Origin of the sequence: Brevundimonas sp. SORGH_AS_0993 (assembly GCF_030818545.1) — a bacterium.
In the GTDB taxonomy this organism is placed as follows: Bacteria; Pseudomonadota; Alphaproteobacteria; order Caulobacterales; family Caulobacteraceae; genus Brevundimonas.
On the sequence record NZ_JAUTAH010000001.1, the window covers coordinates 1,730,158 to 1,755,475 of the forward strand.

At 67.1% G+C, this 25,318-nt stretch carries 22 protein-coding genes and 1 pseudogene; 10 read left to right on the forward strand and 13 right to left on the reverse strand.

Annotated features, from left to right (window positions below; translation table 11 throughout):
* Positions 1-164: 164 nt before the first annotated feature.
* From QE389_RS08615 to QE389_RS08630, 4 genes are all read left to right on the forward strand, one after another.
* Positions 165-1,025 (forward strand): TonB-dependent receptor, encoded by an 861-nt coding sequence (locus tag QE389_RS08615; protein WP_307366363.1) that lies wholly within the window; start codon positions 165-167, stop codon positions 1,023-1,025.
* A gap of 103 nt (positions 1,026-1,128) precedes the next feature.
* A complete protein-coding gene (locus QE389_RS08620; RefSeq protein ID WP_307366365.1) occupies positions 1,129-3,087 on the forward strand; it encodes a TonB-dependent receptor in 1,959 nt (652 codons plus the stop codon).
* A 212-nt stretch (positions 3,088-3,299) separates the two neighbouring features.
* Positions 3,300-3,779 (forward strand): hypothetical protein, encoded by a 480-nt coding sequence (locus QE389_RS08625; RefSeq protein ID WP_307366367.1) that lies wholly within the window; start codon positions 3,300-3,302, stop codon positions 3,777-3,779.
* Between the two features lie 118 nt (positions 3,780-3,897).
* Entirely contained in the window at positions 3,898-6,003 is a 2,106-nt protein-coding gene (locus QE389_RS08630) for a TonB-dependent receptor (protein WP_307366369.1), read from the forward strand.
* A 125-nt stretch (positions 6,004-6,128) separates the two neighbouring features.
* Here QE389_RS08630 and QE389_RS08635 read toward each other — a convergent pair whose 3' ends face one another.
* The 3 genes from QE389_RS08635 to QE389_RS08645 form a co-directional block, all read right to left on the reverse strand.
* Complete coding sequence (locus tag QE389_RS08635; RefSeq protein ID WP_307366372.1) at positions 6,129-6,689, reverse strand: HNH endonuclease; 561 nt, start codon at positions 6,687-6,689, stop codon at positions 6,129-6,131.
* Between the two features lie 131 nt (positions 6,690-6,820).
* Complete coding sequence (locus QE389_RS08640) at positions 6,821-7,471, reverse strand: trimeric intracellular cation channel family protein (RefSeq protein ID WP_307366374.1); 651 nt, start codon at positions 7,469-7,471, stop codon at positions 6,821-6,823.
* A complete protein-coding gene (locus tag QE389_RS08645) occupies positions 7,468-8,124 on the reverse strand; it encodes a DNA-3-methyladenine glycosylase (RefSeq protein WP_307366377.1) in 657 nt (218 codons plus the stop codon). The genes QE389_RS08640 and QE389_RS08645 overlap by 4 nt, the downstream gene beginning before the upstream one ends.
* Before the next feature lie 80 nt (positions 8,125-8,204).
* Here QE389_RS08645 and gluQRS point away from each other — a divergent pair, with 80 nt between their 5' ends.
* Entirely contained in the window at positions 8,205-9,065 is an 861-nt protein-coding gene (gluQRS, locus tag QE389_RS08650) for a tRNA glutamyl-Q(34) synthetase GluQRS (RefSeq protein ID WP_307366379.1), read from the forward strand.
* Here gluQRS and QE389_RS08655 read toward each other — a convergent pair.
* The 3 genes from QE389_RS08655 to QE389_RS08665 all read right to left on the reverse strand — a co-directional run bounded on the left by QE389_RS08655 (position 9,049) and on the right by QE389_RS08665 (position 13,732).
* Positions 9,049-9,873, reverse strand: a complete 825-nt coding sequence (locus tag QE389_RS08655; protein WP_307366381.1) for a TIGR02186 family protein — start codon at positions 9,871-9,873, stop codon at positions 9,049-9,051. The two genes, gluQRS and QE389_RS08655, sit on opposite strands and share 17 nt — an antisense overlap.
* Positions 9,873-10,796 carry a sulfite exporter TauE/SafE family protein gene (locus tag QE389_RS08660; protein WP_307366383.1) on the reverse strand — a complete coding sequence of 308 codons (924 nt, stop codon included), beginning with the start codon at positions 10,794-10,796 and terminating at the stop codon, positions 9,873-9,875. Before QE389_RS08660 ends, QE389_RS08655 begins: the two co-directional genes overlap by 1 nt.
* Positions 10,797-10,897: 101 nt before the next feature.
* Positions 10,898-13,732 carry a hypothetical protein gene (locus QE389_RS08665; RefSeq protein WP_307366385.1) on the reverse strand — a complete coding sequence of 945 codons (2,835 nt, stop codon included), beginning with the start codon at positions 13,730-13,732 and terminating at the stop codon, positions 10,898-10,900.
* Positions 13,733-13,910: 178 nt separating this feature from the next.
* Here QE389_RS08665 and QE389_RS08670 point away from each other — a divergent pair, with 178 nt between their 5' ends.
* Together QE389_RS08670 and QE389_RS08675 are read left to right on the forward strand one after the other, a co-directional pair.
* Entirely contained in the window at positions 13,911-14,168 is a 258-nt protein-coding gene (locus QE389_RS08670) for a hypothetical protein (RefSeq protein WP_307366387.1), read from the forward strand.
* Between the two features lie 60 nt (positions 14,169-14,228).
* A complete protein-coding gene (locus QE389_RS08675; RefSeq protein ID WP_307366389.1) occupies positions 14,229-14,726 on the forward strand; it encodes a pyridoxamine 5'-phosphate oxidase family protein in 498 nt (165 codons plus the stop codon).
* 55 nt (positions 14,727-14,781) lie between these two features.
* On the opposite strand, the gene argF is transcribed toward QE389_RS08675, so the two are convergent.
* The 4 genes from argF to QE389_RS08695 all read right to left on the reverse strand — a co-directional run bounded on the left by argF (position 14,782) and on the right by QE389_RS08695 (position 19,012).
* Positions 14,782-15,696: an ornithine carbamoyltransferase gene (gene argF / locus QE389_RS08680; protein WP_307366391.1), complete on the reverse strand. Its 915-nt coding sequence runs from the start codon at positions 15,694-15,696 to the stop codon at positions 14,782-14,784.
* A gap of 145 nt (positions 15,697-15,841) precedes the next feature.
* Positions 15,842-17,035 (reverse strand): aspartate aminotransferase family protein, encoded by a 1,194-nt coding sequence (locus QE389_RS08685; protein ID WP_307366393.1) that lies wholly within the window; start codon positions 17,033-17,035, stop codon positions 15,842-15,844.
* Between the two features lie 91 nt (positions 17,036-17,126).
* Positions 17,127-18,170, reverse strand: a complete 1,044-nt coding sequence (locus tag QE389_RS08690; RefSeq protein ID WP_307366395.1) for a M28 family metallopeptidase — start codon at positions 18,168-18,170, stop codon at positions 17,127-17,129.
* Positions 18,171-18,181: 11 nt separating this feature from the next.
* A complete protein-coding gene (locus QE389_RS08695) occupies positions 18,182-19,012 on the reverse strand; it encodes an ABC transporter permease (RefSeq protein ID WP_307366397.1) in 831 nt (276 codons plus the stop codon).
* A gap of 362 nt (positions 19,013-19,374) precedes the next feature.
* Here QE389_RS08695 and QE389_RS08700 point away from each other — a divergent pair, with 362 nt between their 5' ends.
* Positions 19,375-19,908 (forward strand): GcrA family cell cycle regulator, encoded by a 534-nt coding sequence (locus tag QE389_RS08700; RefSeq protein WP_307368993.1) that lies wholly within the window; start codon positions 19,375-19,377, stop codon positions 19,906-19,908.
* A gap of 198 nt (positions 19,909-20,106) precedes the next feature.
* Here QE389_RS08700 and apaG read toward each other — a convergent pair whose 3' ends face one another.
* Complete coding sequence (gene apaG / locus QE389_RS08705) at positions 20,107-20,514, reverse strand: Co2+/Mg2+ efflux protein ApaG (RefSeq protein ID WP_307366399.1); 408 nt, start codon at positions 20,512-20,514, stop codon at positions 20,107-20,109.
* 81 nt (positions 20,515-20,595) lie between these two features.
* Here apaG and QE389_RS08710 point away from each other — a divergent pair, with 81 nt between their 5' ends.
* A complete protein-coding gene (locus QE389_RS08710) occupies positions 20,596-21,621 on the forward strand; it encodes a 2'-deoxycytidine 5'-triphosphate deaminase (protein ID WP_307366402.1) in 1,026 nt (341 codons plus the stop codon).
* 82 nt (positions 21,622-21,703) lie between these two features.
* On the opposite strand, the gene QE389_RS08715 is transcribed toward QE389_RS08710, so the two are convergent.
* On the reverse strand, positions 21,704-22,996 hold the full coding sequence (locus tag QE389_RS08715; protein WP_307366404.1) for an MFS transporter: 1,293 nt from the start codon (positions 22,994-22,996) through the stop codon (positions 21,704-21,706).
* Positions 22,997-23,062: 66 nt separating this feature from the next.
* On the opposite strand from QE389_RS08715, the gene dapE reads away from it, so the two are divergent.
* Positions 23,063-24,250 carry a succinyl-diaminopimelate desuccinylase gene (gene dapE, locus QE389_RS08720; protein WP_307366406.1) on the forward strand — a complete coding sequence of 396 codons (1,188 nt, stop codon included), beginning with the start codon at positions 23,063-23,065 and terminating at the stop codon, positions 24,248-24,250.
* A gap of 15 nt (positions 24,251-24,265) precedes the next feature.
* On the opposite strand, the pseudogene QE389_RS08725 reads toward dapE, so the two are convergent.
* A pseudogene (locus tag QE389_RS08725) lies at positions 24,266-25,257 on the reverse strand (ParA family protein).
* Between the last annotated feature and the right edge of the window lie 61 nt (positions 25,258-25,318).

Sequence of the window (25,318 nt, forward strand, 5' to 3'; positions counted from 1 at the left end):
CGACAACCGCCGGCGGCCCCGCCTCGCCGAGCGGACACATCAGGCGGGAGGAAACGCACATCGCGCGCCGTCGGCATGGCGTCGCGCTTCGGGAGGATTTCATGGCTCCAGCGGCCTGTATTCGCGCGCGCCTCGCGCTCTCCGTGTCGGCGACAGCCCTCTTGATGACCTGGGCGCCTGCGGCGCTGGCGCAGACATCGACGCCTCGGACCGACCCCGCCCCCGCCCCCGCTGTCGTGGACGACATCATCGTCACCGCCCAGAAGCGCGAGCAGTCCGTGCAGGACGTGCCCATCGCCGTCACCGCCCTGTCGTCCGAAGCCCTGCAGTCGCGTCAGATCGAAGGCGGTTCGGAACTGCTGCGCGCGGTGCCGAACGTCACCTTCTCCAAGGCCAACTTCAGCATGTACAACTTCTCGATCCGCGGGATCGGGACCAAGGCCGTTTCGGCCTCCAGCGACCCGGCGGTCGCCGTCAGTTTCAACAACACGCCCCTGATTCGGAACCGGCTGTTCGAGCAGGAGTATCTGGACGTCGATCGGGTCGAGGTGCTGCGCGGGCCGCAGGGCACCCTCTACGGCCGCAACGCCACCGGCGGGGTGGTGAACATGTTCCCCCAACTGCCGCGCTTCGCGTCCGAGGGATTCGTGACCGGCGAACTCGGCAACTACGAGAGCAAACGCGCGCAGGCCATGGTCAACATCCCGCTTGGGGAGACCTTCGCCGTCCGGGGCGCCTTCGCCCTGACCAAGCGCGACGGTTTCGACTACAACAGCTTCAACGACACCCATGTAAACGACCGCGACCTGTTCACCACCCGTTTGTCGGCGCGCTGGGAGCCCACGGAGGCGGTTCCGCGCCAATGCGATCTGGGAACATTTCGAAGAGGACGACAACCGCTCGCGCACCGGCAAGCAGCTCTGCACCACCGATCCGGGCCCGACCCAGGTTGGGTCGGCGACCATCACGACGCCCTACACCCAGGATCAGCTGAGCCAGGGCTGCCTGCCCGGCTCTCTGTATAGCGACGCAGCCTATGGCGCGCCGAATGGCGGATCGTTCGGACCCGTTCGACTGCTGGGGACAGCCCCCAGCATCGGCCTCGACCTCAACTTCCAGCCGGTCAACTTGATCCCCCTCGGCTTCGACCCTTACGAGGGCGTCGTCCAGTCCCGGAATCTCAGGGAGATCGCCACCAATTACGACCCGGTGTTCCGCGCCAAGAACGACGTGGCTCAGGTGAATCTCGAATTCGATCTCACCGACACCCTCACTCTGTACTCCCAGACCGCCTATGCGAAGGACGACTATTATGCGTCGCAAGACTACGCGCGATACGTGTCCAACCCGACCTTCGTCGACAGCAACAATGTCTATGATTTCTTCGGGGATCTGACCCCATCAACGGCGACGCCGGGCGGGATCTACACGGACCCTCAGCTAGGACCATCGGATCGCATTCTGTCGGCGGATATCAGCCGTTCCGACAGTCGCCAGTGGTATCAGGAGTTCCGGCTGCAATCGGACAGGGACGGCGGCTTCAACTTCAGCCTTGGGGCCAACTACCTGAATTTCAAATCTCAGGATGACTACTTCGTCTTCAACAACACCTTTTCGCTCATCGCCGAATATTTCTACAACTTCGACTTCCTGCCCAACGGCGGTTACGGCACGCGGCCGTGCGACAGTACGCAGCCCTTCGAGTGCGTCTATGTCGATCCCAACCCGCTCAGCGAGATCAACGAGGAGGGGCATAACTATTTCCGCAGCAAGAACGTCGTTCACACGCGGTCCTGGGCCGTCTTCGGGGAGGGATATTGGGATCTAAGTCCCGAGCTGCGCCTGACCACCGGCCTGCGCTATACCGAGGATCGCAAGGATACGACGCCCTACCCCAGCCAGTTGCTTCTCGGCGCCAACCTTAACGGAGATCCTGGCCTCGCCACCGGCGGTTATGTGCGAGAGGGCTACTATGCGTTGCCGGACATCGAACAGAAGTGGGAGGCGCTGACGGGCCGCGTCGTTCTGGACTGGACGCCCGATCTGTCGTTCACGAACGACACCCTGATCTATGCGTCGCTGTCGCGCGGCTACAAGGGCGGCGGCACCAACCCGCCGCGCCTGGACCTGAACCCAACGGTCGTCCAGTATCAGCCGCTCGCCAGCACCTTCGAGCCCGAATACGTCAACGCTTTCGAGATCGGGACCAAGAACACCCTGCTGGACGGGAGGCTTCGGTTGAACGCAACCGCCTTCTACTACGACTACAAGGACTATCAGGTCTCTCAGATCGTCGACCGCATCTCGCTGAACGAGAACTTCGACGCCAAGATTTGGGGGCTTGAGTTCGAGACCGTCTACCAGCCCACGCCCAACTTCCAGATCGACGCCAACTTCGGATATCTGAAGACCCGCGTCGCCGACGGCGAGGGGTCAATCGACGTGATGAACCGGACCCAGGGCAATGAGGACTGGATCACGCTGCGTCCCTGGATCCAGGTGCCGTCCAACTGCATCGCGCCAAGGGATCTGGCTGAACGTATATTGAACAGCTCTTTCGGCCCGCAGACCGCCGTCTTCTCCCTCAGCGCCCTGTGTGCGGGATCGTCCCGGTTCGGCACCTTCAACCCCGCCCTCGCGTCGAGCCTGCCCTTCTGGCAGTTCTACGGCTTCACCTATGACCCCCTGACCCAGGCGCCGAACGGCGGACGCGGCTTCGAGGCGGACCTGGGCGGCAACGAACTGCCCAATTCGCCCAACTGGACCGCCAATATCGGGGCTCAGTACACCTGGTTCCTGGGTGACTGGGACCTGACCGTGCGTGGCGACTACTACCGCCAGGCCGAGAGCTATTTCCGAATTTACAACACCGAGTACGACCACCTGCGCGGATGGGACAATCTCAACCTTTCCGTCTCCCTGAAGGACGCCCAGCGGGGCCTGACGCTTCAGGCCTACGTCAAGAACGTCTTCGACGATGCGCCCATCGTCGACGCCTTCACCAATTCGGACGACACGGGCCTGACCACCAATGTCTTCACCCTGGATCCACGGCTGATCGCCGTGCGTTTGACGAAGAGCTTCTGACGGCTCGGCTCCGCCGATGCGCGGCTGATTATCGCATCACCCCGGTCGCTCCCGCGGCCGGGGACAGAGCGCTAACACGTCATTAATGCATTGAAAAATAACAATTCTATTCTTGACTCCCTCATGCTGACGGCGCTGTAAATAGGCGTCCGAACATTAGGACGGTCCAAATTTCACAAGGGCCATCAAGGCCCGCTCAAGGGAGGACTATCATGATCAAGACGCTTTCCTTCGCCGCCGCAGCCCTCGCGACGGTCGCTTTGGCTTCGCCATCCTTCGCGCAATCCTTCTCGCCCAGCTCCGGCAGCGTGTCGGGATCGGGATCCGTCACCCTTTCCCAGACGACGACGGTGACGTGCAACGTCTCCGTCACCGCCAGCCCGCTGAGCGCGACCAGCGCGCCTATCCCGACCCGCAGCATTACCGCCGGCAGCATTCTGTGCGCCGCCGTGGCGCCCAGCGGGGCCTGGAGCGCCGCGGTCGTGCCGGGTTCGACCACCTCGATCGCCCTGACGATCGGCGCGAACACCGTCGCCAACGATCCTTGCTACGGCACGGTCGTGGTCGCCTGGAACAATGCGACCAGCACCGCGACCTTCAGCAACAATGTGTTGCCCCCCGTCAATGCGGGCGGGCGAAGCTGCACGATCCGCAGCGGCTCCATCCGCATCCCCGGCCTGCAAATTCTCTAAGCCGGGCGGGCCTGGCTCCTCAACCTGAAAAGCCTCGCCGGGTGTCTGCGACGCCCGGCCTTTTTCACGTCTCGCCCGCACATCGCGCCTGTGATCCGTTCGCAGGGACGAGGGATTCATGCTGGCCCATCTGATCCTCATCGCCTTCCAGGCCGAACCTTCTCCCCTGCCGCCCCCCGTGCAACTGGAAGAGGTCGAGGTCGTCGGCCGGCGCGGCGCGGCCAAGGTCGCGCCGGAGCAGGAGCTGGTTCCGGAAGAGATCGACAATCTCGGCGCCTATGACATCGGCGAAGTGATCGCCCGCCTGAGCGAACGCCTGGGCCTGCAGCAGCCGCCCGTGGTCATCGTCAATGGGCGTCAGGTCGTGGACGCCAGAAACTTCATGGGCTTCCCGCCAGACGCCCTGGTCCGCGTGGAAACCCTGCCGCCGCAGGCCGGCGCCCTCTATGGCGGCGATCCCTCGCGCCGCGTGGTCAACATCGTGCTGCAGGCCGCGTTCAAGAGCCGTGACGCGCAGGCGAAGATGGCCCGGCCTAACGCGGGCGGAACCTCGTCCGTCGTCGGCGATGCGCGTCAGTCGCACATCGAGGACAACAACACCTTCCAGCTGGGCGTCCAGGCCTCGCGCACGACCTCGCTGCGCGCGGACGAGCGCCCTGCGGACGATCGAAGCCCGTCGGCAGGCGAGGCCGACACCTTGCGGCCAGAGATCAGGGTCGCCTCGGCCACGGTCTCCGCGACCGGCGCCGTCGGGGACTGGACGACGTCGTTCACCGGCGCGGCCCGGAGACAGAGCGACGCCTTCACCACCACGACGGCGGGCCATGTCCTCGAAACCCGCCAGACCGTGGACAGCCTGACCGCCGCGGGCGGCGTCAGCGGTCGCGTGCTAGGCTGGTCCCTTCGCGCCGGCATGGACGGTCTGATCGCCCGGAGCCGGCAATCGGGGCTGACCAGGTTCGCCTCGCGCACCCAGGTTCTGTCGGCGACCGTGTCAGCGGATCGCCCCGTGATGGAGCTGCCGACCGGGCCGATCCTGGTCACGGCAGACGCCCGCTATACCGCGTCGCGATCCGAGACGCGAAACGCGACCAAAACGCCGACCCACACCGCCCAGACGCTCGATCTACGATCCAATGTGAACCTGCCCATCCTCTCCGGCTTTTCGGACCGAACCCGGCGTTGGGGCGACCTGTCCGTCAATCTGGGCGGCCGGTTGAACCGTCAGACCGATGCAGGCGCAAATGGCGGTCTGAACGCCGGCTTCGCCTGGACGCCGCTGAGCAGGCTGAGGCTATCGGCCCAGTGGTCGCAGGCGACCGATGCGCCGACGCGAGAGCAGAGGTTCGCCCCGCTTCAATACGGTCCGTCTCGGCCCGTCTATGACTTCCGATCCGGACAGGCCGTAGAGATCACGCCCCTGCTTGGCGGCAATCCGGACTTGGCGCCGCAGACGACGCAGACCACGTCGCTGTCGGCGTCCGCCGCCCCCTTCGGTCGTTGGGGCGTTCAAGGCAATTTTGATCTCCAGACTGTACGCGCCTCGAACGCCATCGGCGCCCTGCCGACGCTGACTCCGGCCGTCGAAGCCGCCTTTCCGGACCGCATCGTCAGAGATGCGGAAGGTCGGCTGATCGGCGTCGATCAGCGCCCCATCAATCTGGCGCAGTCGAAGTCCGAAACCCTGTCCTCGGGTCTGTCGGCCAACATCCCGCTCGGGGCAGACGCGAACGGATCGACGCGGCCTGGGTCGATACAGGTGGGGATTTCCCATATCTGGCGACTGGGCGACAGCCTCGTCATTCGGGACGACCTCCCCAGGCTCGACCAGCTGGCGGGCGATGGAGGCGGCGTCCCTCGTCACCAGCTGATCGTCAAACTGGACGGTCGTTACGCACGATGGGGCGTCAATGCGGTCGTGAACTGGAAAGGCCCCGCGCGCCTCCGTCGCGAGCTGGGCCGGGACGGCCCGGAAGACATCCGATTGTCGGACCTTCTGACGGCGGGCGTCCGGATAAGCATGACGTTCGATGCGCCGGGCGCGACCCGCGAAGGTGAGCGTCGTCGCAATGACGGTTTCCATCTGGAGGTCGAGGTCGAGAACCTGTTCGACAACCGACCCGAAGCGCGCCTTGGGGACGGCCGTCCCGCCCCCGGCTACGCCCGAAACGCGCAGGATCCTTTGGGTCGCACCCTTCGCGTGAGCATCAGCCGTCGTTTCTAGGACGAAGGCTCGGCTGCGCCGCCGCCCGGGCTGGATGGAGCCAACGCGGTTGGCGCACGTCGCGCAACACGCAAATATCGCTCTGCACCCGCATCAGAGCATTAACGGGAAAACAGCGGCAAACCCTAAGGTTCGAGCTCGATGTCCCAGTAGAGGTAGTCGAGCCAGCTCTGGTGGAGATAGTGGGGCGGGAAGCGCCGTCCGGCCTCCTGCAGCTGCCAGGCGTTGGGGCGGTAGGGGTGGCGGTGGATGGGCATCAGCGCCTGCTGAGGCGTTCGTCCGCCCTTCCTCAGATTACAGGGACCGCAGGCGGCGACGATGTTCTCCCAGGTGGTGCGGCCGCCGTGCGAGCGCGGAACGACGTGGTCGAAGGTCAGGTCCGTCGATTCGCCGCAGTACTGGCAGGCGAAGCCGTCGCGCAGGAAGACGTTGAAGCGGGTGAAGGCGGGGCTGCGGTCCTGATCGACATAGCTTTTCAGCGCGATCACGCTGGGCAGCTGCATCTCCATCGAGGGCGAGCGCACGACCTTGTCGTACAGGGACACCACGTCCACGCGGTCCTGATAGACCGCCTTGACCGCCTCCTCCCACGGCCACAACGACAGGGGATAGTAGGACAGGGGCCGGAAGTCGGCGTTCAGGACAAGGGCCGGATAGCCGGACGGCGGCCGGTGGAGGACCTGCATCAGGCCCTCCTTCTTGCGACGGAGGATGCCAAGGCGACAGGATTGAAGACGCATCTCCTTCCCTAGTCCGATGGCGTCAGACTAACCCCGATTCGAAGACGCCGCCATGACGAACAGGCGACGGATCGCGCTCATTTGCATTCGGGAAAACCCGGCAGGCTCCAGCCCCAGCGCAGGGCGCCGGCCCGCACCAGAAACCCCGTCAGGGCCGCGACCGCCGCGGCGGGCCACACCGGCGTCTCGACCATCCTTAGCCCCATATAGAGGGTGGCCGCCGCGATGGCCGCCGAGACGTTGATCTCTCGTCGCAACAGGATGGAGGGCTGACCGGCCAGGATGTCGCGCACCACCCCGCCGAAACAGGCGGTCAGCGTGCCCATGACGATGCAGATCAGAGGAGCGGCCCCCGCCGCCTCGGCCTTGGCGGCGCCCATGACGCCATAGGCGGCCAGACCCACCGCATCCAGCCACAAGAGGGCGCGGAACCGCCAGTCGCGCTGACCCGCCAGCCAGACGGCCACGGCGGCCAGAAGGCAGACGGCCACATAGCGCCAGTCCTGCACCCAGAAGACCGGCAGGCCCAGCAGCAGATCGCGCAGCGTGCCCCCGCCGACGCCGGTGATGGCCCCGAAGAAGGCGAAGGTGACGACGTCGTGCTTCTGGCGCGCGGCGGCCAGGGCGCCGGTGGCGGCGAAGACGCCCACCCCGGCGAAATCCAGCGCCGCCAGAACGGTGTCGGGATTGCGCAAGGGCTCGGTCAGGGTGGGATCGATCGGGGTCACGGACAGGCGGCCTCCAGCGCGACCTCTCCGCGCCGAACGGCCCCATACCATCCCCAGAGCAGATGCGCCGCAACCCCGCGATGGGGCCGCCAGATTTCGGCGCGGGCATAGGCCTGTTTCTCGTTGGGCCGCACTTCGGCCCGGTCGGCCCAGCGCATCGCCTCCTGCAGGGCCACGTCCCCTCCGGGAAAGACGTTCAGCCGCCCTTCGCAGAACATCAGATAGGTTTCGGCGGTCCATTTGCCGACCCCCTTGATGGCGGTCAGGGCGGCGACGGCCGCCTCGTCCGACAGGGTCTGCATATGCTCCAGGTCGATGCGCCCCTCGACCTGGGCCAGGGCGATCTCGCGGCCGTAACGCGCCTTCTGGCCGGACAGGCCGAAAGCGCGCAGGGTCTCGACGTCGTGGGCCAGAACCGCCTCGGGCGTCACGGCGCCCCCCAGGCCGGCCACGGTTCGCGCCCAGATGGAGGCGGCGGCGGCCACCGACACCTGCTGCTCCACGATCATGCGAAACAGCCCCTCGTAGCCGCCGGGCCGCAGCCGCCATTCGAACGGCGGCAGGGCGGCGTGGGCGCGCGCCAGGGCCGGATCGGCCTGGGCCAACGCTTCACGGGCGGCGGCGATGTCCTCAAGGGTCGGGGCGACGGGCATGGTTGAAGCTTATGACGAAGGCGCCGCCCTCCGAAAGAGCGGGGCGCCGCTCGGGGCCGGAAACGGCTAGGATCGGGGCGATGTTCGCCACCCGTTTCGCCCCCTCCCCTACCGGCCGCCTGCACAAGGGACACGCCTTCTCGGCCCTGACGGCCTGGTCGGCGGCGAAGGCCGCGCGTGGGCGGTTCGTGCTGCGGATCGAGGACATCGACCCGACCCGCTGCCGGCCCGAATACGAGGCCGCCATCCTGGAGGACCTGGCCTGGCTGGGGCTGGATTGGGAAACGCCGGTGCGGCGCCAGTCCGATCATCTGGACGATTACGCCGCCGCGATCGCGGACCTGAGGGGACGGGGCCTGCTCTACCGCTGTTTCCGCACTCGAAAGACCATTCTCGACAGCCTGGGCGACGCGCCGCACGGGGCCATGGAGGCGGTGCGGCCCGGCCCGCACGATCCGGCGGAAGAGGCTGAACGGCTGCGCCAGGGCCAGCCCTTCGCCTGGCGGCTGTGGCTGGACCGAGCGCGCGAGGCGCTGGGAGAGGCCACCTGGACCGGGCTGAGCTTCATCGAGGAAGGTCAGGGACCGGAGGGCGAAACCGGCCGTATCGCGGTGCGGCCCGAGGTCGCCGGCGACGTGGTGCTGGCGCGCAAGGATGCGGGCGTCGCCTATCATCTGGCGGTGACGCACGACGACGCCCGGCAGGGGATCAACCACGTCATCCGGGGCCAGGACCTGTTCGAGGCGACCCATGTGCAGCGGTTGATCCAGACGCTGCTGGGCTGGCCCGCCCCGACCTATCGCCATCATCGGCTGCTGGCGGGGCCTGACGGTCGGCGCTACGCCAAGCGGGACCGATCCGTGACCCTGGCCGAACTGCGCGCCGGCGGCCTTACGGCCCGGGCCCTGCGCGCCGAATTGGGCTTCAGCTCCGTCGGCTGAAGATGCGCGAGGCGCCGTAGCCGGTCAGGGCCGCCAGAACCACGCACAGCACCCCGTAAAGCCACGGCCGGCGGTGGGCGAACTCGTAGATGTCGCGCTCCAGCCCGACCTTCTCGACCGTCAGGGTCAGGTTCGAAACCGAGCGCGGCTCTCCGTCCTGAAACAGCCAGACCTCAGCGTAGTATTTGCCGGTCGGCGCCACGGTCGGCAGCTTGACCTCGGCGCGGAACAGACCCTTGTCGACGAACTCCACCCCTTGCGGATCGGTGTCGTAAAGGGCGGCGGCCTCCTTCAGCCGGATCACGGCCCGGCGCCAGTCCAGATAGTCGTCGCCCAGCCGGCTGACCACGACGTCGCGCACGCCATAGCGCGTGACGGTTCGGCTTTCCTCGGGCGCGTCGATGCGCAGGTGATCGACGCCGACGCCCAGGCGGCGCAACTGGCCGAAGTCGGCGATATCGGACAGGGGCCGCGTCGAGGCGGTCATGTAGAAGCCGGGCGCCCCTTCGAACAGGACCGGGCGGCTGTTCAGCCAGACGCCCATGTTGCGGGTCTTCTTGACCAGGCGAACGGGGGCGTCCGGGCCGCGCACCACCACCACCACATCCGCTGGCTCGGTCGTCGGATTGAACACGGCGCCGTAGAGGACGATGGAGGCGCCGCGGAAGCTGGAATCGACCCGGACCTGGGCGTCGGTCAGGGCGGCGGCGACGCGCAGGTCGCCGGTCGTCGCCACGGAACGGTCGGGGGAGGGCGCGACGACGAGGGGCGCGACGGCGGGGAGCGGGGGCGGAGGCAGGGCCTGCATCAGTCGCCCACCCCCGGCGCCAGCATGAAGATGTCGCTGGGGCGCACGAACAGCTCCAGCCCCATCTGGATGCCGACCAGCAGAACGATCAGGCCCAGGGCGGCGCGCAGTTCCTCGGCCCGGAAGCGGCCGGCGAACCGCGCGCCCAGCTGGGCCCCGACCACCCCGCCCAGAAGCAGGATGGTGGACAGGACGACGTCGACCGTCTGGTTGCGCCCGGCCTGCAGAATGGTGGTGATGGCGGTGGTGATGATGATCTGGAACAGGCTGGTGCCGACCACCGCCCCGGCCCGCATCCGCAAGACGTACAGCATGGCCGGAACCAGGATGAAGCCGCCGCCCACCCCCATGATGGCGGACAGGACACCGGCGAAGACGCCCAGGCCGAACGGCGGCAGGGCGCTGATATAGAGGCCCGACTTGGGGAACTTCATCTTCAGCGGCAGGCCATAGAGCCACATCGGGCGGCGGCGCTCCTTGCGCGGCGCAGGCGCGCCGCGGCGACGGCGCAGGATTTCCCCGAGGCTTTCGTTCAGCATCAGGGCGCCGATCGCCCCCAGGAAGACCAGATAGGACAGGGCGATGACCAGGTCCGCCTGGCCCAGCAACCGCAGATAGCGGAACAGTTCGACCCCCATCAGGGCGCCGGCCGCGCCGCCCATGGCCATGACCGCGCCCATCCTGAAATCGACCGCGCCCTGGCCGGCGTAGCGGATCACGCCCGAGGTGGAGGAGGCGACGACGTGGCTGGCCTGGCTGGCCACCGCCACCGTGGGGGGGATGCCCAGAAAGACCAGGATCGGCGCCATCAGGAAGCCGCCCCCGATGCCGAACAGGCCGGACACGAATCCGACCACCGCCCCCAGCATCACCAGGGTCGGCCAGTTCACCGAAACCTCGGCGATCGGCAGATAGATATCCAAAGCGCGGGCCTTGGCTGGAACGGAACGACAGGCGCCGGACGGCGACGATGAGCGGTCTTAGCGGGCCGGGCGGTCGTCCGCCACCCGGCCCGTCAAGGGGGTCAGCGGGCGGCCGTCGACGACGCGCGGTTCTGGGCCACGAAGGCGTCGGCGGCCGTGCGGGCGGCGCGCTGATCGACGGCGTTGGTCGTGGGACGCAGCCGGGTCACGGCGGCCTGGGCCTCGCTGTCGCCGGCGCGCGCGGCGATCATGTACCACTTCAGGGCCTCGGCCGAATTCTTGGCCACGCCGTCGGCGCCGGTCTCATAGATGCGCGCGACATTGTACTGGCTGTCGGGCAGGCCGCGTTCGGCCGCGCGCTTTAGCCAGGTCAGGGCCTCGGTCTGGTTGGTCGGGCCGCCGTCGCCTTCGAACAGTTGCATGCCGTACAGATGCATGCCGCGCGGGTCGCCGCCCTGGGCGGCGCGCCGGCCCCACTGGCGGCTTTCGGCCGGATTGGCGTTCAAGCCGTTGCCGCCCGCCAGATAGAGCTGGCCCAGATAGGTCTGGGCCGGGGCGTACCCCAGGTCGGCCGCGCGCTTCAGCAGCTCGACGCCGCCGTTGTCGCCCGATTCCAGACGACCGACCGCCTGTTCGTATTCCGCCGCCCCCGGCCCGGCGAGGTTCAGCGGCGGAATGGCGTCGGTGACGACGGCCGAGGCGGCGATGGGCAGGCCGGCGGCGGGCGCGGTCGGTTTGGCCGAAAGGGCCGGCTTTGCCTGACCGCCCCACTGCGACAGGTCGAAATGCGGCAGGTCCGTTCCGTCGCTCAGTTCGGCGTAGCCATAGACGCCGCCGGTCAGGGCCACGGCGGTGACGGAGGCCAGAAAGGCCTTCTTGACCGTCGAGCTTTCGCGGGCCGCCTGCCTGTCCAACCGTTCCTGCAGCTTGGATTTGCCGCCGCGCTTGGTCTTGAGGCCGAAGGCCCCGCGCGCGGGCTCTTCGGCTTCGGCCGCCGAAGCGATGGCGGCGCGGGCCGCGTCGATGGCGCCGCGCGTGGAGGGCGCCCGACCGGCCGCCGCCGCCGCACCCATCTGGGCCTGCAGACGACGCGGATCGACAAAATCGGTCTCGCCGTCGAAATCCCCGGCTTCATCGTCCAGCGCGGGACGACTGGTCGGGGTCTTGGCCGCGCCGTGGGCGTCCTTGTCCGAAGACAGGGCTTCCAGGGCGTCGTCCACATCGGCGCCGCCGAACCCGCTGAAGGGTTGGATCACGGGCGTCTCGTCGACAGTCCGCTCCACGACGAAGGCCGCCTCGGCGACCGACGCGGTCGCGGTCTCGTCGAACAGGGCCGTCGGAAAGGGTGAAGCCCCCTCGGCCTCGGGCGTGACGGGATCGGAAGACCAGGTCTCGGCGTCGAACGAATCCTGGGGGAAGGCGGCGGCGCGCCAGTCGCCTTGGGCGGCGTCCGTCTGGGCCGGCGCCTCAGGCATGGCGAAGGCCGGCGACGCGGCGCGCGGCGCGGAGGCGGCGCGTTCGGCGACGACGCGCGGGGCCGCCGCTTCGGAAGGACCGCGCGATTGCAGGCTGTCACGGGCGTCGGCCAGAAGTCGAGCCGTGCGCTCCTCGCTCAGGCGCATGCGTTCGGCCAGTTCGCCGGAGGCGCGGTCGTAACGCTGCTCGATCTTGTCGGTGCTTTCGGCCAGGCGGCGGCCGATGTCTTCCAGCGCCTGCTGCGAGCGGCGCTCGGACTGGGCGATCCGGTCGCTGAGGCGATCCGAGATGCGCGTGATCTCGCCGCCCAGCTTCTCCAGCGCCAGGGCGTTGCGGTCGTCGGCGGCGGTCAGGCGTTGATCGACCCGCTCCACATGGCGGGCGAACTCCTGGTTCAGGCGCGCGGCGGCCGTGCGAGCGGAGGCTTCGGCGCGGTCGTTCTCGCCGGTTTCCACCGCGTTGAGGCGGCCGCTCAGATTTTGGGCGATGCGCAGCACTTCGCGGCCCATGGCCTCGATGCCCAGGACGCCCTTCTGTTCGGCGCTCTTGACCTGTTCGCCGACCGACTGGACCGCGCGTTCGATACGGTCGATCCGGGCGCCGACCTCGGCGGCGTCCAGCCGCTGGATCATTTCGGCGCGGTTGCTGTCGATCTGACGCGACAGGCTTTCGGCCAGCTTTTCGAAACGGGCGGCGTCGCGCACGCCCTCGGGCTCGATGCGGCCCTCGGCGGCGCGCATGCGGCGGTCCAGCTCGGCGAACGACCGCTCCAGCCCGCGCAGGGCCTCGCTGGTGCGGCTCTGCGCCTCGTCCAGACGTGCGCCGACCTGGGCCAGGACGTCGGTTCCGGCGCCGGGTCCGGCGGCCTTTTCCGCGGCGTCCATTCGGTCGCGCAGATCGGTGACGCTGAGACGCTGACGCTCCTCGATGTCGTAAAGGCGGCCCGCCAGGGCGCCCAGAGACGCCTCGACCTTGCCGAACCCTTCCTGGGTCTTGGGGCCGGTGTCGCGCTCGAACGCACGCAGGCGGCGATGGCCTTCGCGCAGTTCCTCGGCGATTTCGTCCAGGCGCTCGGCCTGGGCCTTGCCCTCGGCCTCCTGGCCGTCCAGGCGGCGCACCAGGCCCGCCACCGCCTGATCCACGCCCTGGATCGCCAGCGTCGAGCGGCGCTCGGCCGCCTCCAGGCGCGAGGCGATCACGTCGATGGAGGCGCTGATCCGATGCAGGCTGTCGTCGGCGTCATAAGCGTCGTCCAACCGTCGACTGCGGCTGCGGCGGTCATAGGCGTCGTGACCGGCGGACCGACGCGGCAGGGTGGCGTAACCCTCTTCCTCGTCGTCCATGATCATGGAGTTGAGCCACTCGCCCAGCGTCATGCCGGATCGCCGCGCGAGATCCTTGGCGACCTCGCGGGCCTTGGGATCAATACCCTTTACGCTCCAAGGCGCCGCTGCGCTCACTGATTCGTCTCCCGACCCTATGCGGCCACGCTATACCGTCAATATCGAGGGTGTAAATGCGTCGTTAACCGCAATATCTAGCGGCGGTCGTTCAAGCTGTGGACAGCGCGCCGACATGACCCGATCTATTCCGCCAACGGGGTTAACGGCGCCTTAAGTTTAACCTTTCCGAAACCCTATGCTTGCCAGGCGCGGCGGGTTTCGCCACTGGCGTCAGATGGACCTGATCCCGACGCTGATCCTGCTGACCGCCGCCCTGGCCGCCATGGTCTTCTGCGGCTGGCGCGGCGCCCGGCCGCCCGACCCGTTCAAGGGGCCGCGCATGATCCCCTGGCGGTTCCTGATGATCGGGGCGGCGGCGGTCGCCCTGCTGCTTCTGATCCACCTGACCACCCTGTTCGGCGCGGATCGGGCGCCCTGGGTCCCCGGCGGCTGAAGCGGCGGAACCCGATGGGGGCCGGTCGGTTGATCCTGCTCGTTCGAACAGGAGACGAGCATGGCCGACGATCTGACGCCCGCCGAGGCGGAAAAGGAATTCTGGAAAAGCCTGAAGGAGTCGAACACCGGGATGCTGGGAATCGACCGGCCCGGTCATCATCACCAGCCGATGACCGGCTTCGGCGAACCCGAGACCGGGACCATCTGGTTCTTCACCCGCGACGACACCGATTTCGCCCGCGACGTGGCCGCCGGCGGCCAGCGGGGGATGTTCTGCTACCAGGCCAAGGACGGCAAGGTTCAGGCCTGCATCCACGGCGGCCTGGCCATCGACCAGGACCGCAGCCGCATCGACAAGTACTGGAACCCCGTGGTCGCCGCCTGGTATCCGGACGGCAAGGACGACCCGCACCTGACCCTGATCCGCTTCGACGCGGACGACGGCCGCGTCTGGGTGTCCGACAAGGGTGCGTTGGGCTTCGGCTATGAGGTGCTGAAGGCCAACATCACCAAGTCGACCCCCGACGTGGGCGGCGTGTCGGACGTCAAGCTGTAGGCGACCGCGTTCCAGATGGAGAAAGGGCGGACCCGATCAGGTCGCCCTTTTTTGCTCATCCCCCGAAGCACCAGGCCAGGACGGCCTTCTGGGCGTGAATGCGGTTCTCGGCCTCGTCCCAGACCAGGGAGCGAGGTCCATCGATGACAGCGTCGGTCACTTCTTCGCCCCGGTGGGCGGGCAGGCAGTGCAGGAAGACGGCGTCGGGCGCAGCGGCCTCCATCAGGGCCTCGTCGACCGTATAGGGTTCGAAAGCCGCCAGGCGAGCCTCATAGTCCTGGTCGCCCATGGAAACCCAGGTGTCGGTCACGACCACGTCGGCGCCCTGAACCGCCTCGCGCGGATCGGACGTCAGGGTCACGGACGCCCCGCCCTTCTCCAGATCGCGCAGGTCCGGATGGTATTCGGCCGGGCAGGCGACGTTCAGATGGAAGCCGAACTTGGGCGCCGCGTGCATGAAGCTGTGGCAGACGTTGTTGCCGTCCCCGATCCAGGCGATGGTTTTGCCGGCGACGGGACCGACATGCTCCTCGATGGTCTGCAGATCGGCCAGGATCTGGCACGGGTGGCTGCGGTCGGTCAGGCCGTTGACCACCGGCACGGTCGAGACGCGGGCGAAGCGTTCGACGTCCTCGTGATTGTTGGCCCGGATCATCACCGCGTCGACCATGCGCGACAGAACGCGCGCGGTGTCCTCGACCGGCTCGCCCCGGCCCAGCTGCATGTCAGAGGCGGTGGCGATGATGGAGGCGCCGCCCAACTGGCGGATCGCCGCGTCGAAGCTGAAACGGGTGCGGGTCGAGTTCTTCTCGAAGATCATCGCCAGGACGCGGTCCTTGCCCGGCGCATCGGCGTCGGCGCGCCCTTGGGGCCAGCCCTTGCGGGCGGCCTTGCGGGCATGGGCGTCGTCAAGAATGGCGCGAAGGTCCGCCGCCTCCAGCCGGTGGATGTCGAGGAAGTGCCGGACCATATGTCTAGCTCCGCTCATCCCCGCGAAATCGGGGACCTAGTGCTGTGGGCGACAAGCGCCCGTTGTGTGTTTCATCCGTCGATCCAGCGTTCTTGGATCAAAAGAACGGGACCCCCGCTTTCGCGGGGATGAGCGGATGTCGGGTTCAGGCCGCCAGCTTTTCGCGGGCGACTTCGCAAGCGCCCTCGAACCGGGCGATGGCCTCACGGGCTTCGTCCAGCGTCAGGTTCAGCGGCGGCAGCATCCGCACGCAGTTGTCGCCGCCGCCGGCGATCAGCAGTTGTTGCGTGTCGCGCGCCAGGGCCATGAACTCGCGATTGTTCGGGACCAGCTTGACCCCGATCAGCAGCCCCTTGCCGCGCACGTCCACGATCACATCGGGGAAGCGCGCCTGAAGGCCCGCCAACTGCTGCTTCAGATAGCCGGCGATCTCGGCGACATTGTTCAGCGTCTCGGGCGTATTGATCAGGCTCAGCGCCTTTTGCCCCACGGCCATGGCCAGGGGGTTTCCGCCGAAGGTCGAGCCATGGACGCCGACCGTCATCCCCTTGGCCGCCTTGGCCGAGGCCAGGCAGGCGCCGATGGGGAAGCCGCCGCCCAGGGCCTTGGCCACCGCCATGATGTCCGGCGCCATCCCGGCCCATTCATGCGCCCACAGCTTGCCGGTCCGGCCCATGCCGCATTGGACCTCGTCGAAGATCAGCAGAACGCCGTTGTCGTCGGCCATCTGGCGCATCCAGCGCAGATCCTCGACCGGCGTTTCGCGGCACCCGCCCTCGCCCTGAACCGGCTCCAGGATGACGGCGGCTGTTGTCGGGTTTTCGAAGGCGGCCTTCAGCGCCTCCTTGTCGCCCCATGTCAGCTGGTGGAAGCCCTGCATCGGCGGGCCGAAGCCCTCGGTGTAGCTGGGGTTGGCGGCGGCGTTGATGGCCCCATAGGTCCGACCGTGGAACGAGCCGTCGAAGCCGTAGATGTCGATCCGCTCAGGCGCGCCGTTGGCCGAATGATATTTGCGCGCCGTCTTCAGCGCGCACTCGACCGCCTCCGTGCCCGAGTTGGTGAAGAAGACCACGTCGGCGAAGCTGCTGTCGCAAAGGGCGTCGGCCAGGGCTTCCTGCCCCGGAATGCGGAAGATGTTGGACACGTGCCACAGCTTCTCGGCCTGGTCCTTGACCGCCTGGACCAGTTCGGGATGGGCGTGGCCCAGGCCGTTGGTCGAGATGCCGGCGACGCAATCGAGATATTCGGTCCCGTCGGTCGCCCACAGACGCGCGCCTCGGCCGCGTTCCACTTCCAGCGGCGCGCGATTGTAGACACCCATCAGATGTTCAGTGGACACGGGACCAAGACCTCCAAAAGCGATACGGCCCCGCCGCGAGCGCGACGGAGCCGGTTTTCACAGGGACGGTCTTGTCGGATGGGCGACGGCGTTAGTCAACACCGGCGCCCGGCGTCGCAGCTGCGGGCGCGGTTTCGGCGGCGACGGCGTCGGCCTTGGCCTGGTTCTCGACCAGACGCTTGTCCAGGGCCAGGCCCAGGTCGGCGATGAAAAGGCCGAAACGGGCGACGTCCACGCCTTTCAGGTACGACAGCTTATCCTCGGTCGAATGGATGCGCTGGAAGACGGGCGGGACAAAGCCTTCCTTCAGGCCGTTGTCCTTGCCGCCGTTGAAGGCCAGCCACATCTGGTGGGCGCCGACCGCATCTTGAGTGCCCATCGACACCACCGGCACGCCCGCCGCCGAGAAGGCGCGGTCGTCGCTGGGCGGATAGGTCGGATAGGGCATGCAGTCGAAACCGCGCTCGGCGCACAGGCGGCGCAGCGTCTCCAGCACAAAGGCCGACTGCGGCCCATTGTTCTCGCCATACATGACCGTCTGGCCATAGGCCGCGACATCGGCGTTGATGACGGCGGCGATCCGGTCCTTGCCGTGTTTCGCCAGGAAGGCCTTGGCGCCCAGCAGGCCCAGTTCTTCCTGATCGGTGAAGACGAAGACGAAGCGGTGGGCGACCGGCTGGCCTTCCAGCGCCATGTCCAGCGTCTTGGCCGCCTCCATCATCGCCATGACGGAGCCGACGTTGTCGACGATGCCGTGTGACAGGGTGCCGTCACGCAGTTTGACCGCGTCATAGTGGGCGGTCAGCACGATGTCCTTGTCGCCCTCGCCGACCGTGACGACGACATTGGCGCCTTCCATCGGGCCGGTGGCCTGGTTGCCGCCTTCGAAGGTCTGGATTTCGGGCGTGAAGCCGAGCGTCGTCAGGAAGCCGACCAGGACCTGGGTGCGCTCGGCGTTGGTGGGCTTGATGAACTGGGCGGCGCCGGCGGCGATGTCGGGGCGGTCGCCGGCCTGGGGCGTCGCTTCCTGAGCGAAGGCGGGCCCAAAAGCGGATGTGGCGGCGGCGCCCAGGGCCGTGGCGGCGACGAGCGAACGGAACAGCATGGAGCGGACCTCTCGGGGAGCGATCCGCAACAGGTAGCGATCTAGCTCTTGAGACGCCAGCCCGAGCGGAACACCAGCCAGCAGACCACGCCCATGACGGCCATCAGCACGGATGAACCCACGACCCCGACCGTCAGATTGCTCTCGGCATGGCCGATGAAGCCATAGCGGAAGCCGTCGATCAGATAGAAGAAGGGGTTGTAGTGGCTGATCGCCCGGAACGGTTCGGGCAGGTTGTCGACCAGATAGAAGGTGCCCGACAGGAAGGTCATCGGCATGACGATGAAGTTCTGAACCGCCGACAAATGGTCGAACTTCTCGCTCCACAGCCCCGCCAGCACGCCGGTCATGCCCATGATGAAACAGGCGGCCAGGGCGAACCAGACGATGGCGAAGATATTGGCGATGCCCAGCGGCGCGAACGGCAGCACGCAGATCGCCGTCACCAGACCGACCGCCAAACCGCGCGTCGCGGCGCCCAGCGTGAAGCCCAGCGTCAGCTCCAGCGGGCTGAGCGGCGGGGTCAGGAAGTCGGTCGCCGTGCCCATGATCTTGGCCTGGATCAGGCTGGACGAGGCGTTGGCGAAGGCGTTGTTCAACATGGCCATCATGATCAGGCCGGGCGCGACGAACAACGGAAACGGCGTCCCGTGCAGCGGCGGCCGCGCGTTCTGAAGCGCGACCACGAACACCAGCATATAGAGCAGCGTCGTCACCACCGGCGCCGCCACCGTCTGGGCGCCCACCTTCCAGAACCGCCGCACCTCGCGCAGATAAAGGGTCTGCACTCCGATCCAGTTGATCCCCGGATAGCGGCGCGGCTGCGGCAGACCAGAGGGACGGGTGGAGATCAGGTCGGGCGTATCGGACATGGCCCGCCAGATGCTCCTTGCGCCGTGGCGGCGCAAGGGAGTGGCGAGGGGTTAGTGGCGAGTGACGAGATAGGCAGCCCCCCCCACAGTGCGAACCCCAGCGACCGGAGGGACCCCAGAGACGGCGGACACAGCGCGGACCACTCGCCACTCGCCACTCGCCACTCGCCACTCGCCACTCGCCACTCGCCACTCGCCACTGTCTCGCTAACCTTAACTAAGATTCAATATCTGGTTTCTGTGGACAGGATGATTCGCACATCTTGCGCCTCTTAACCGCTGGTTTACGATTAGTTGTGGGTCAAGCCCCCGGAGGGGAGGCGAAAACCTAGATGTTGAATCTTGAATCGCTGGAGGACGGCATGACCGCAGGCTGGACCGACGACCGCGTAGGCGCCCTGAAGAAGCTCTGGCTGGAAGGCCAGTCCGCAAGCCAGATCGCCAAACAACTGGGCGGCGGCGTCACCCGCAACGCCGTGATCGGCAAGGTGCACCGCCTGGGCCTGTCGGGCCGGGCCGCTCCGTCGCAGCCGGCGCGCACCGCCGCCACCTTCCGCACCGCCCGCCCGCGTCCGGCGGCCCCGGCCCCTGCGCCCGCGCAGCCTTCGGCGCCGCGCCGTCTGGAGGCCGTGCAGCCCAAGCCGGTCCAGCCCCCCGCGCCCGTCCCGGCTCCGATGCCCGACCTGCCGGGCACCGCCACGGTCATGACCCTGGGCGCCCATATGTGCAAATGGCCGATCGGCGACCCGTCCTCGCGCGAGTTCAGCTTCTGCGGCCGTCGCGCCTCGGAAGGCGTCTATTGCGTCGAACACGCCCGCGTCGCCTACCAGCCCCAGGTCAAGCGCTCCAAGGACGGCGCCTCCGACCTGGCCCGCAGCCTGAGGCGCTACATCTAAGGGCGCTATCGCTCACGACGCGGGCGCTCGCGACTTGAGCGCAGCGCTTCGCGCATATCCCCCTCGACGGTTCGCGCCAGCGGCCGGCGAGACTCCAGGGGGCGGGGCTGCGGTTCATCCGGGTTGACGCAGCCCCTTCCGCCTCTGGCTGACCGCGTCCTTCCGGGGCGTCCGAAGGGCGAACCAGGAACCCCGAGGCTAATTCAACACCCGTCGCGCATCCGGCGTATCCAGCGAGAAGGCCGGGATGTCCGCTTCGAAGCTGCGTCCCTCCCCGTCCGTCATCAGATAGACCCCGACCATGGACCCGCTGTCGGTCGCCAAGGGACAGCCCGAAGCGTAGGAATAGCTGCCGCCCGGTTCGATCACTGGCTGTTCGCCGACCACGCCCGGCCCGCCGACCTCCTCCACATGGCCGTGGCCGTCGGTGATGGTCCAGCGGCGGGCCATCAGCTGGACCGTCACGCCGCTGAGGTTCACGATCTCGATCTGATAGGCCCAGACCCAGCGCCCCGCCTCAGGGTCGGACTGGCCCGCCAGATAGGATGGCCGCACCCGGATCAGGATGCCGTTCGTTTCGGCGGTATAGGCAGGACCATCGTGCATGGGCTATATGCTCGCCCCGCCGCGCGCGGGTCGCAAGCGCGACTTGAAGACAAGTCGTGAAATCCGTGTGAGACAGACGCCATGAGCATTTTCCAGGCGCCGCGCCCCGGCATCCTTCCCGCCCAGTCCATCGAGACGCTGATCGCCACGGGCGCCATCACGTCCGACACCGCTTTCGACGCCGATCAGGTCCAGCCCGCCAGCCTGGACCTGCGCCTGTCGGATCAGGCCTGGCGCGTCCGCGCCTCCTTCCTGCCCGGCCGCCGCAAGGTCGAGGAGCGGATCGCCGACGTGGCCATGCACGCCATCGAGATCACCGACGCCGGCGTCGTGCTGGAAAAGGGCTGCGTCTATATCGTGCGCCTGCAGGAGCGGCTGAAGCTGCCGCAGGGCCTGATCGCCCGCGCCAATCCCAAAAGCTCGACCGGGCGCGTCGATGTCTTCGTGCGACTGCTGACCGACCAAGGCGCCAGCTTTGATGATGTGGCCGAAGGTTATGACGGCCCCCTCTATATGGAGGTCGCGCCCCAGACCTTCTCCATTCTGGTGCGCCCCGGCACGCGGCTGAACCAGTTGCGGCTGAAGGCGGGCGATCCGCCCAAGCTGGAGACCCGCTCGGTCGGCGTCGATCTGCAGGGCGGCGACATCGTCGGTTTCCGCGGCCGTCGCCATGCGGGCGTAGTCGATCTGGACCATATCGACGGCCACGACCCGCGCGACTTCTGGGAGCCGCTGACGCTGCGGCGCGGCGAACTGCTGCTGGACCCCGGCGAGTTCTACATCCTGGCCTCGTCCGACGACGTCGAAATCCCGGTCGACCAGGCCGCCGAAATGACCCCCATAGATCCGTCGGTGGGCGAGTTCCGCGTCCACTACGCCGGCTTCTTCGACCCCGGCTTCGGCACCGACGAGGCGCATGGCGCGGGCTCGAAAGGGGTGCTGGAGGTGCGGACCCACGACACGCCGTTCCTTTTGGAACACGGCCAGATCGTCGCCCGCCTGGTCTATGAGCCCCTGACGGAGCGCCCCAGCCGCCTGTATGGCGAAAGCGGCAGCCACTATCAGAACCAGGGCCTGAAGCTGTCGAAGCATTTCCGGGCGTGGTGATCACGCGGAGTGGCGAGTGGTCAGTGGCGAGTGACGAGCCGTTCGCTATCGTCCTCGCCACTCGTCACTCGATACTCGCCACTCAAGTCAGCTTGTCCGCCTTCCTCAGCCCCGGGAACATCGTCGCCCAGGCCCCGGTCGCGGCCAGGGCGCCGAACCCGCCGAACACCGCCGCGCCGACCGCGCCCAGCAGCCGGACCATGACGCCGGAATAGGCCTCGCCCAGTTCGTTCGAGGCGCCGATGAACAGCATGGACACCGACGACACCCGCCCGCGCATGTGATCGGGCGTGGCCAGCTGGATCAGGGTCTGGCGCACATTGACGCTGATCATGTCCGCCGCCCCGCCGATGAACAGCGCCAGTCCCGACAGCCAGACGATGCGCGACAGGCCGAAGGTGATGGTGCACAGACCGAACACCGCCACCGCCGCGAACATCCAGCGCCCGCCGTTCTGACGGATCGGATAGCGGCTCAGATAGATGGCCATGACCATGGCCCCCACGCCGAACGAGGCGCGCAGCAGGCCGAACCCTTGCGGCCCGACATGAAGGATGTCGCGCGCGAAGATGGGCGTCAGCAGCGCCACGCCCGCCAGCAGCACCACCACCAGATCCAGCGAAATGGCGCCCAGCACGATCTTGGTCTTCCACACATAGGCCAGCCCCTCCTTGACCGAATCCACCGGCGACAGCGGATTGGCCTGGGGCGCGGGCTTGCCGCTGGTGCGGATCAGGATGAAGGCGGCGACGGCCAGCAGGAACATGCCCAGCGACACCGCATAGGCCAGGGGCACGTTCACCCCCACGATCACCCCGCCCAGGGCCGGGCCGGCGATGGCGCCGGTCTGGAAGGCGATGGACAGGGCCGCGATGGCCGGCGGCAGAGCCTTGCGTCCCACCACCATCGGCAGGAAGGCCTGGCTGGCCGGCGCCAGGAAGGCCCGCGCCGCGCCGAACAGGGCCGCGACCGCCAACAGACCCCACAGCGGCGGGTTTCCATGCAGGGCCATGGCCAGGAACGATCCCGCGCAGGCCGCCTCGACCAGGATCGAGATCCACACCGTGCGCTTGCGGTCGCGCCGGTCGGCCATGACCCCGGCCGGCAGGGTGAAGGCCAGCAGCGGCAGGAACTGACACAGCCCCACCAGCCCCAGATACAGGCTGGCCTGTTCGACCGGATGGTCCCGCCGGGCGATCTCATAGACCTGCCACAACAGGGCCGACGACTGAATCTGGATCGCCAGCACCGCCAACCCCCGCCCGAACCACAACAGGCGGAAGTCGCGAATGCCCCACGGACTGGACGGCCCCTCTGGCGGCGCAGGCGGAACAGGCGGGGCGGCGGGGCCGGTGTCGATGGATTCTGTGGTCAAGGTCTCGGCTTCAGCAGGAGCACACCGTCTTCTCGAAGACGCGGATTATCCCTAAAGCATAGCCGCATGAGCCGCGCATCAACTCCCGTTATCGATCCTGTCGAACTGACCCGCGACCTGATCCGCATTCCCTCCGTCACCCCCGCCGACGAGGGGGCGATGGACGTGCTGGAACGCCATCTGACGGCGCTGGGCTTCACCTGCCGCCGCCTGGCCTTCGAGGGACCGGGGGGAGAAGGCGTCCATGCGCGGATCGAGAACCTGTACGCCCGGCGCGGGACCGCCTCGCCCAACCTGTGCTTCGCCGGCCATACGGACGTGGTCCCGACCGGCCCGTCGGAGCAGTGGTCGTCGCAACCCTTCAACGCCGAGGTCAGGGACGGCGTCCTGTACGGTCGCGGCGCGGTGGACATGAAGGGCGGGATCGCCGCCTGGGTCGCCGCCGTGTCGCAAGTCTTGGCCGAAGGCGAACCGAAGGGATCCCTCTCCTTCCTGATCACCGGCGACGAGGAAGGCCCGGCGCTGCACGGCACCAAACGGGTGGTCGAGGCCCTGGCCGCCGAGGGCGAGGTCATCGACGCCTGCGTCGTCGGCGAACCCTCGTCGTCGCAACAGCTGGGCGACATGATCAAGGTCGGGCGGCGCGGCTCGCTGAACACCTGGATCACCGTCCACGGCAAACAGGGACACGTCGCCTATCCCGAGCGCGCCGCCAACCCGGCCCCGGTGATCGCGCGTCTGATGGCCCGCCTCAACGACCACGTCCTGGACGAGGGCTACGAGAACTTCCCCCCGTCGAACCTCGAAATCACCACGATCGACATCGGCAATCCGGCGACCAACATCATCCCGGCCCAGGCGACGGCGCGGCTGAACATCCGCTTCAACCCAAGCCACACCGGCGACGGGCTGATCGACTGGCTGAACCGCGAGGCCGGCGCCGTCCAGGCCGAGACCGGGCTTCGGATCACGCTGGAGCACCTGTGTTCGGGCGAAGCCTTCCTGACCGAGCCGGGCGCCTTCGTGGAGGCCGTTCAGGACGCGGTCGAGGCCGTGGCGGGCCGCCGCCCCGAGGCCTCCACCACCGGCGGCACCTCCGACGCCCGCTTCATCCGCGCCCTGTGCCCGGTGCTGGAACTGGGCCTGGTCGGCCAGACCATGCACCAGATCGACGAGCGCGTGCCGACGGCGGAGCTGGAGACGCTGACGGCGGTCTATCGCCGGGTGATCGAGACGGTGTTCGAGCGGTTGTAGGCGCGACGTTTGCCATTAAGGCCATGACGAAACTGAGTTCAGCGTATCGACGATTTCCTCGAAATGATCAGCGGAATCTCTAGCCTTTGCGATGTGAGCGCCTCGAACACCATCGCTCGAAGTGCAATAGAAAATGGGCTTCTTAGCATCCATTGAGTAAGGCACTAAGCTGTGAAGGTTGGGAATTTTACCCAGCTGAAACTCATCATCTTCCCAGTTGACGACTTGGTCCAGTGGACGCAGCTTGTCGATGATATTCTCTTGGATCGCTGGCTCCAGCTCATTCCCGTAAATCTGCCAGCCTTCCGTCATTCCGGCTGCGTTTGAACGTACGTTATGCTGCTGGACGACGTATCCAAGATACGTAGGGCGACCTTTAGGGATTGAAAGAGACGGGTCTTTCCATGCGGCGTTTGTTTGATCCCACTCTTTGCGCCACCCAACGAGCTTGTTGCCAAGATTTTCTGTGCCCTGGATCGAGAAGAGGTCAGGAGCCAAAGGAGTGATAAAATAATCTGCCGATGCAAGCACAGCGCGATTTAAGGCACCAAGATTAGGTCCAAGGTCTAGCAAAACCAAATCTGCCCCAACCTTCGCGCTTGCCCATTGAATGTATCGATGGATCGCAGATTGAGCTCGAACTGCCGGCTCGTTTCCACCTCTTGCGGCGCTCCACGTATCGCCCAGCGTATCTTCAAAATCGCTGAGGCGAAGATCGCCTGGCACTAGGAAGAGCTTGCCTTTGGCGTGGGGAACTGCAGTCGGCTGTCTTTGTCGAATATCACCAATACCGCGCGCGACTCGTTCGATAGCTCTGTAGATACTGTTTCCATCAACAGCCCATGACTGCCTGATTCCGGTATCGCTCAAGCAGTAGGCCGTGAGATTACACTGACTATCACCATCAACCATCAGCCACGCTCAGCGAGGAGGTGCGCGACGTGATACATATAGGTGGTCTTTCCGACCCCGCCCTTGTTGTTGAAGATCGCAATACTCTTGGTCATTTCGACCCCCTGCTGTTGAGAGACCGACCATAGGTGGCGTCCGCAAAGGTCGCCACAGTTA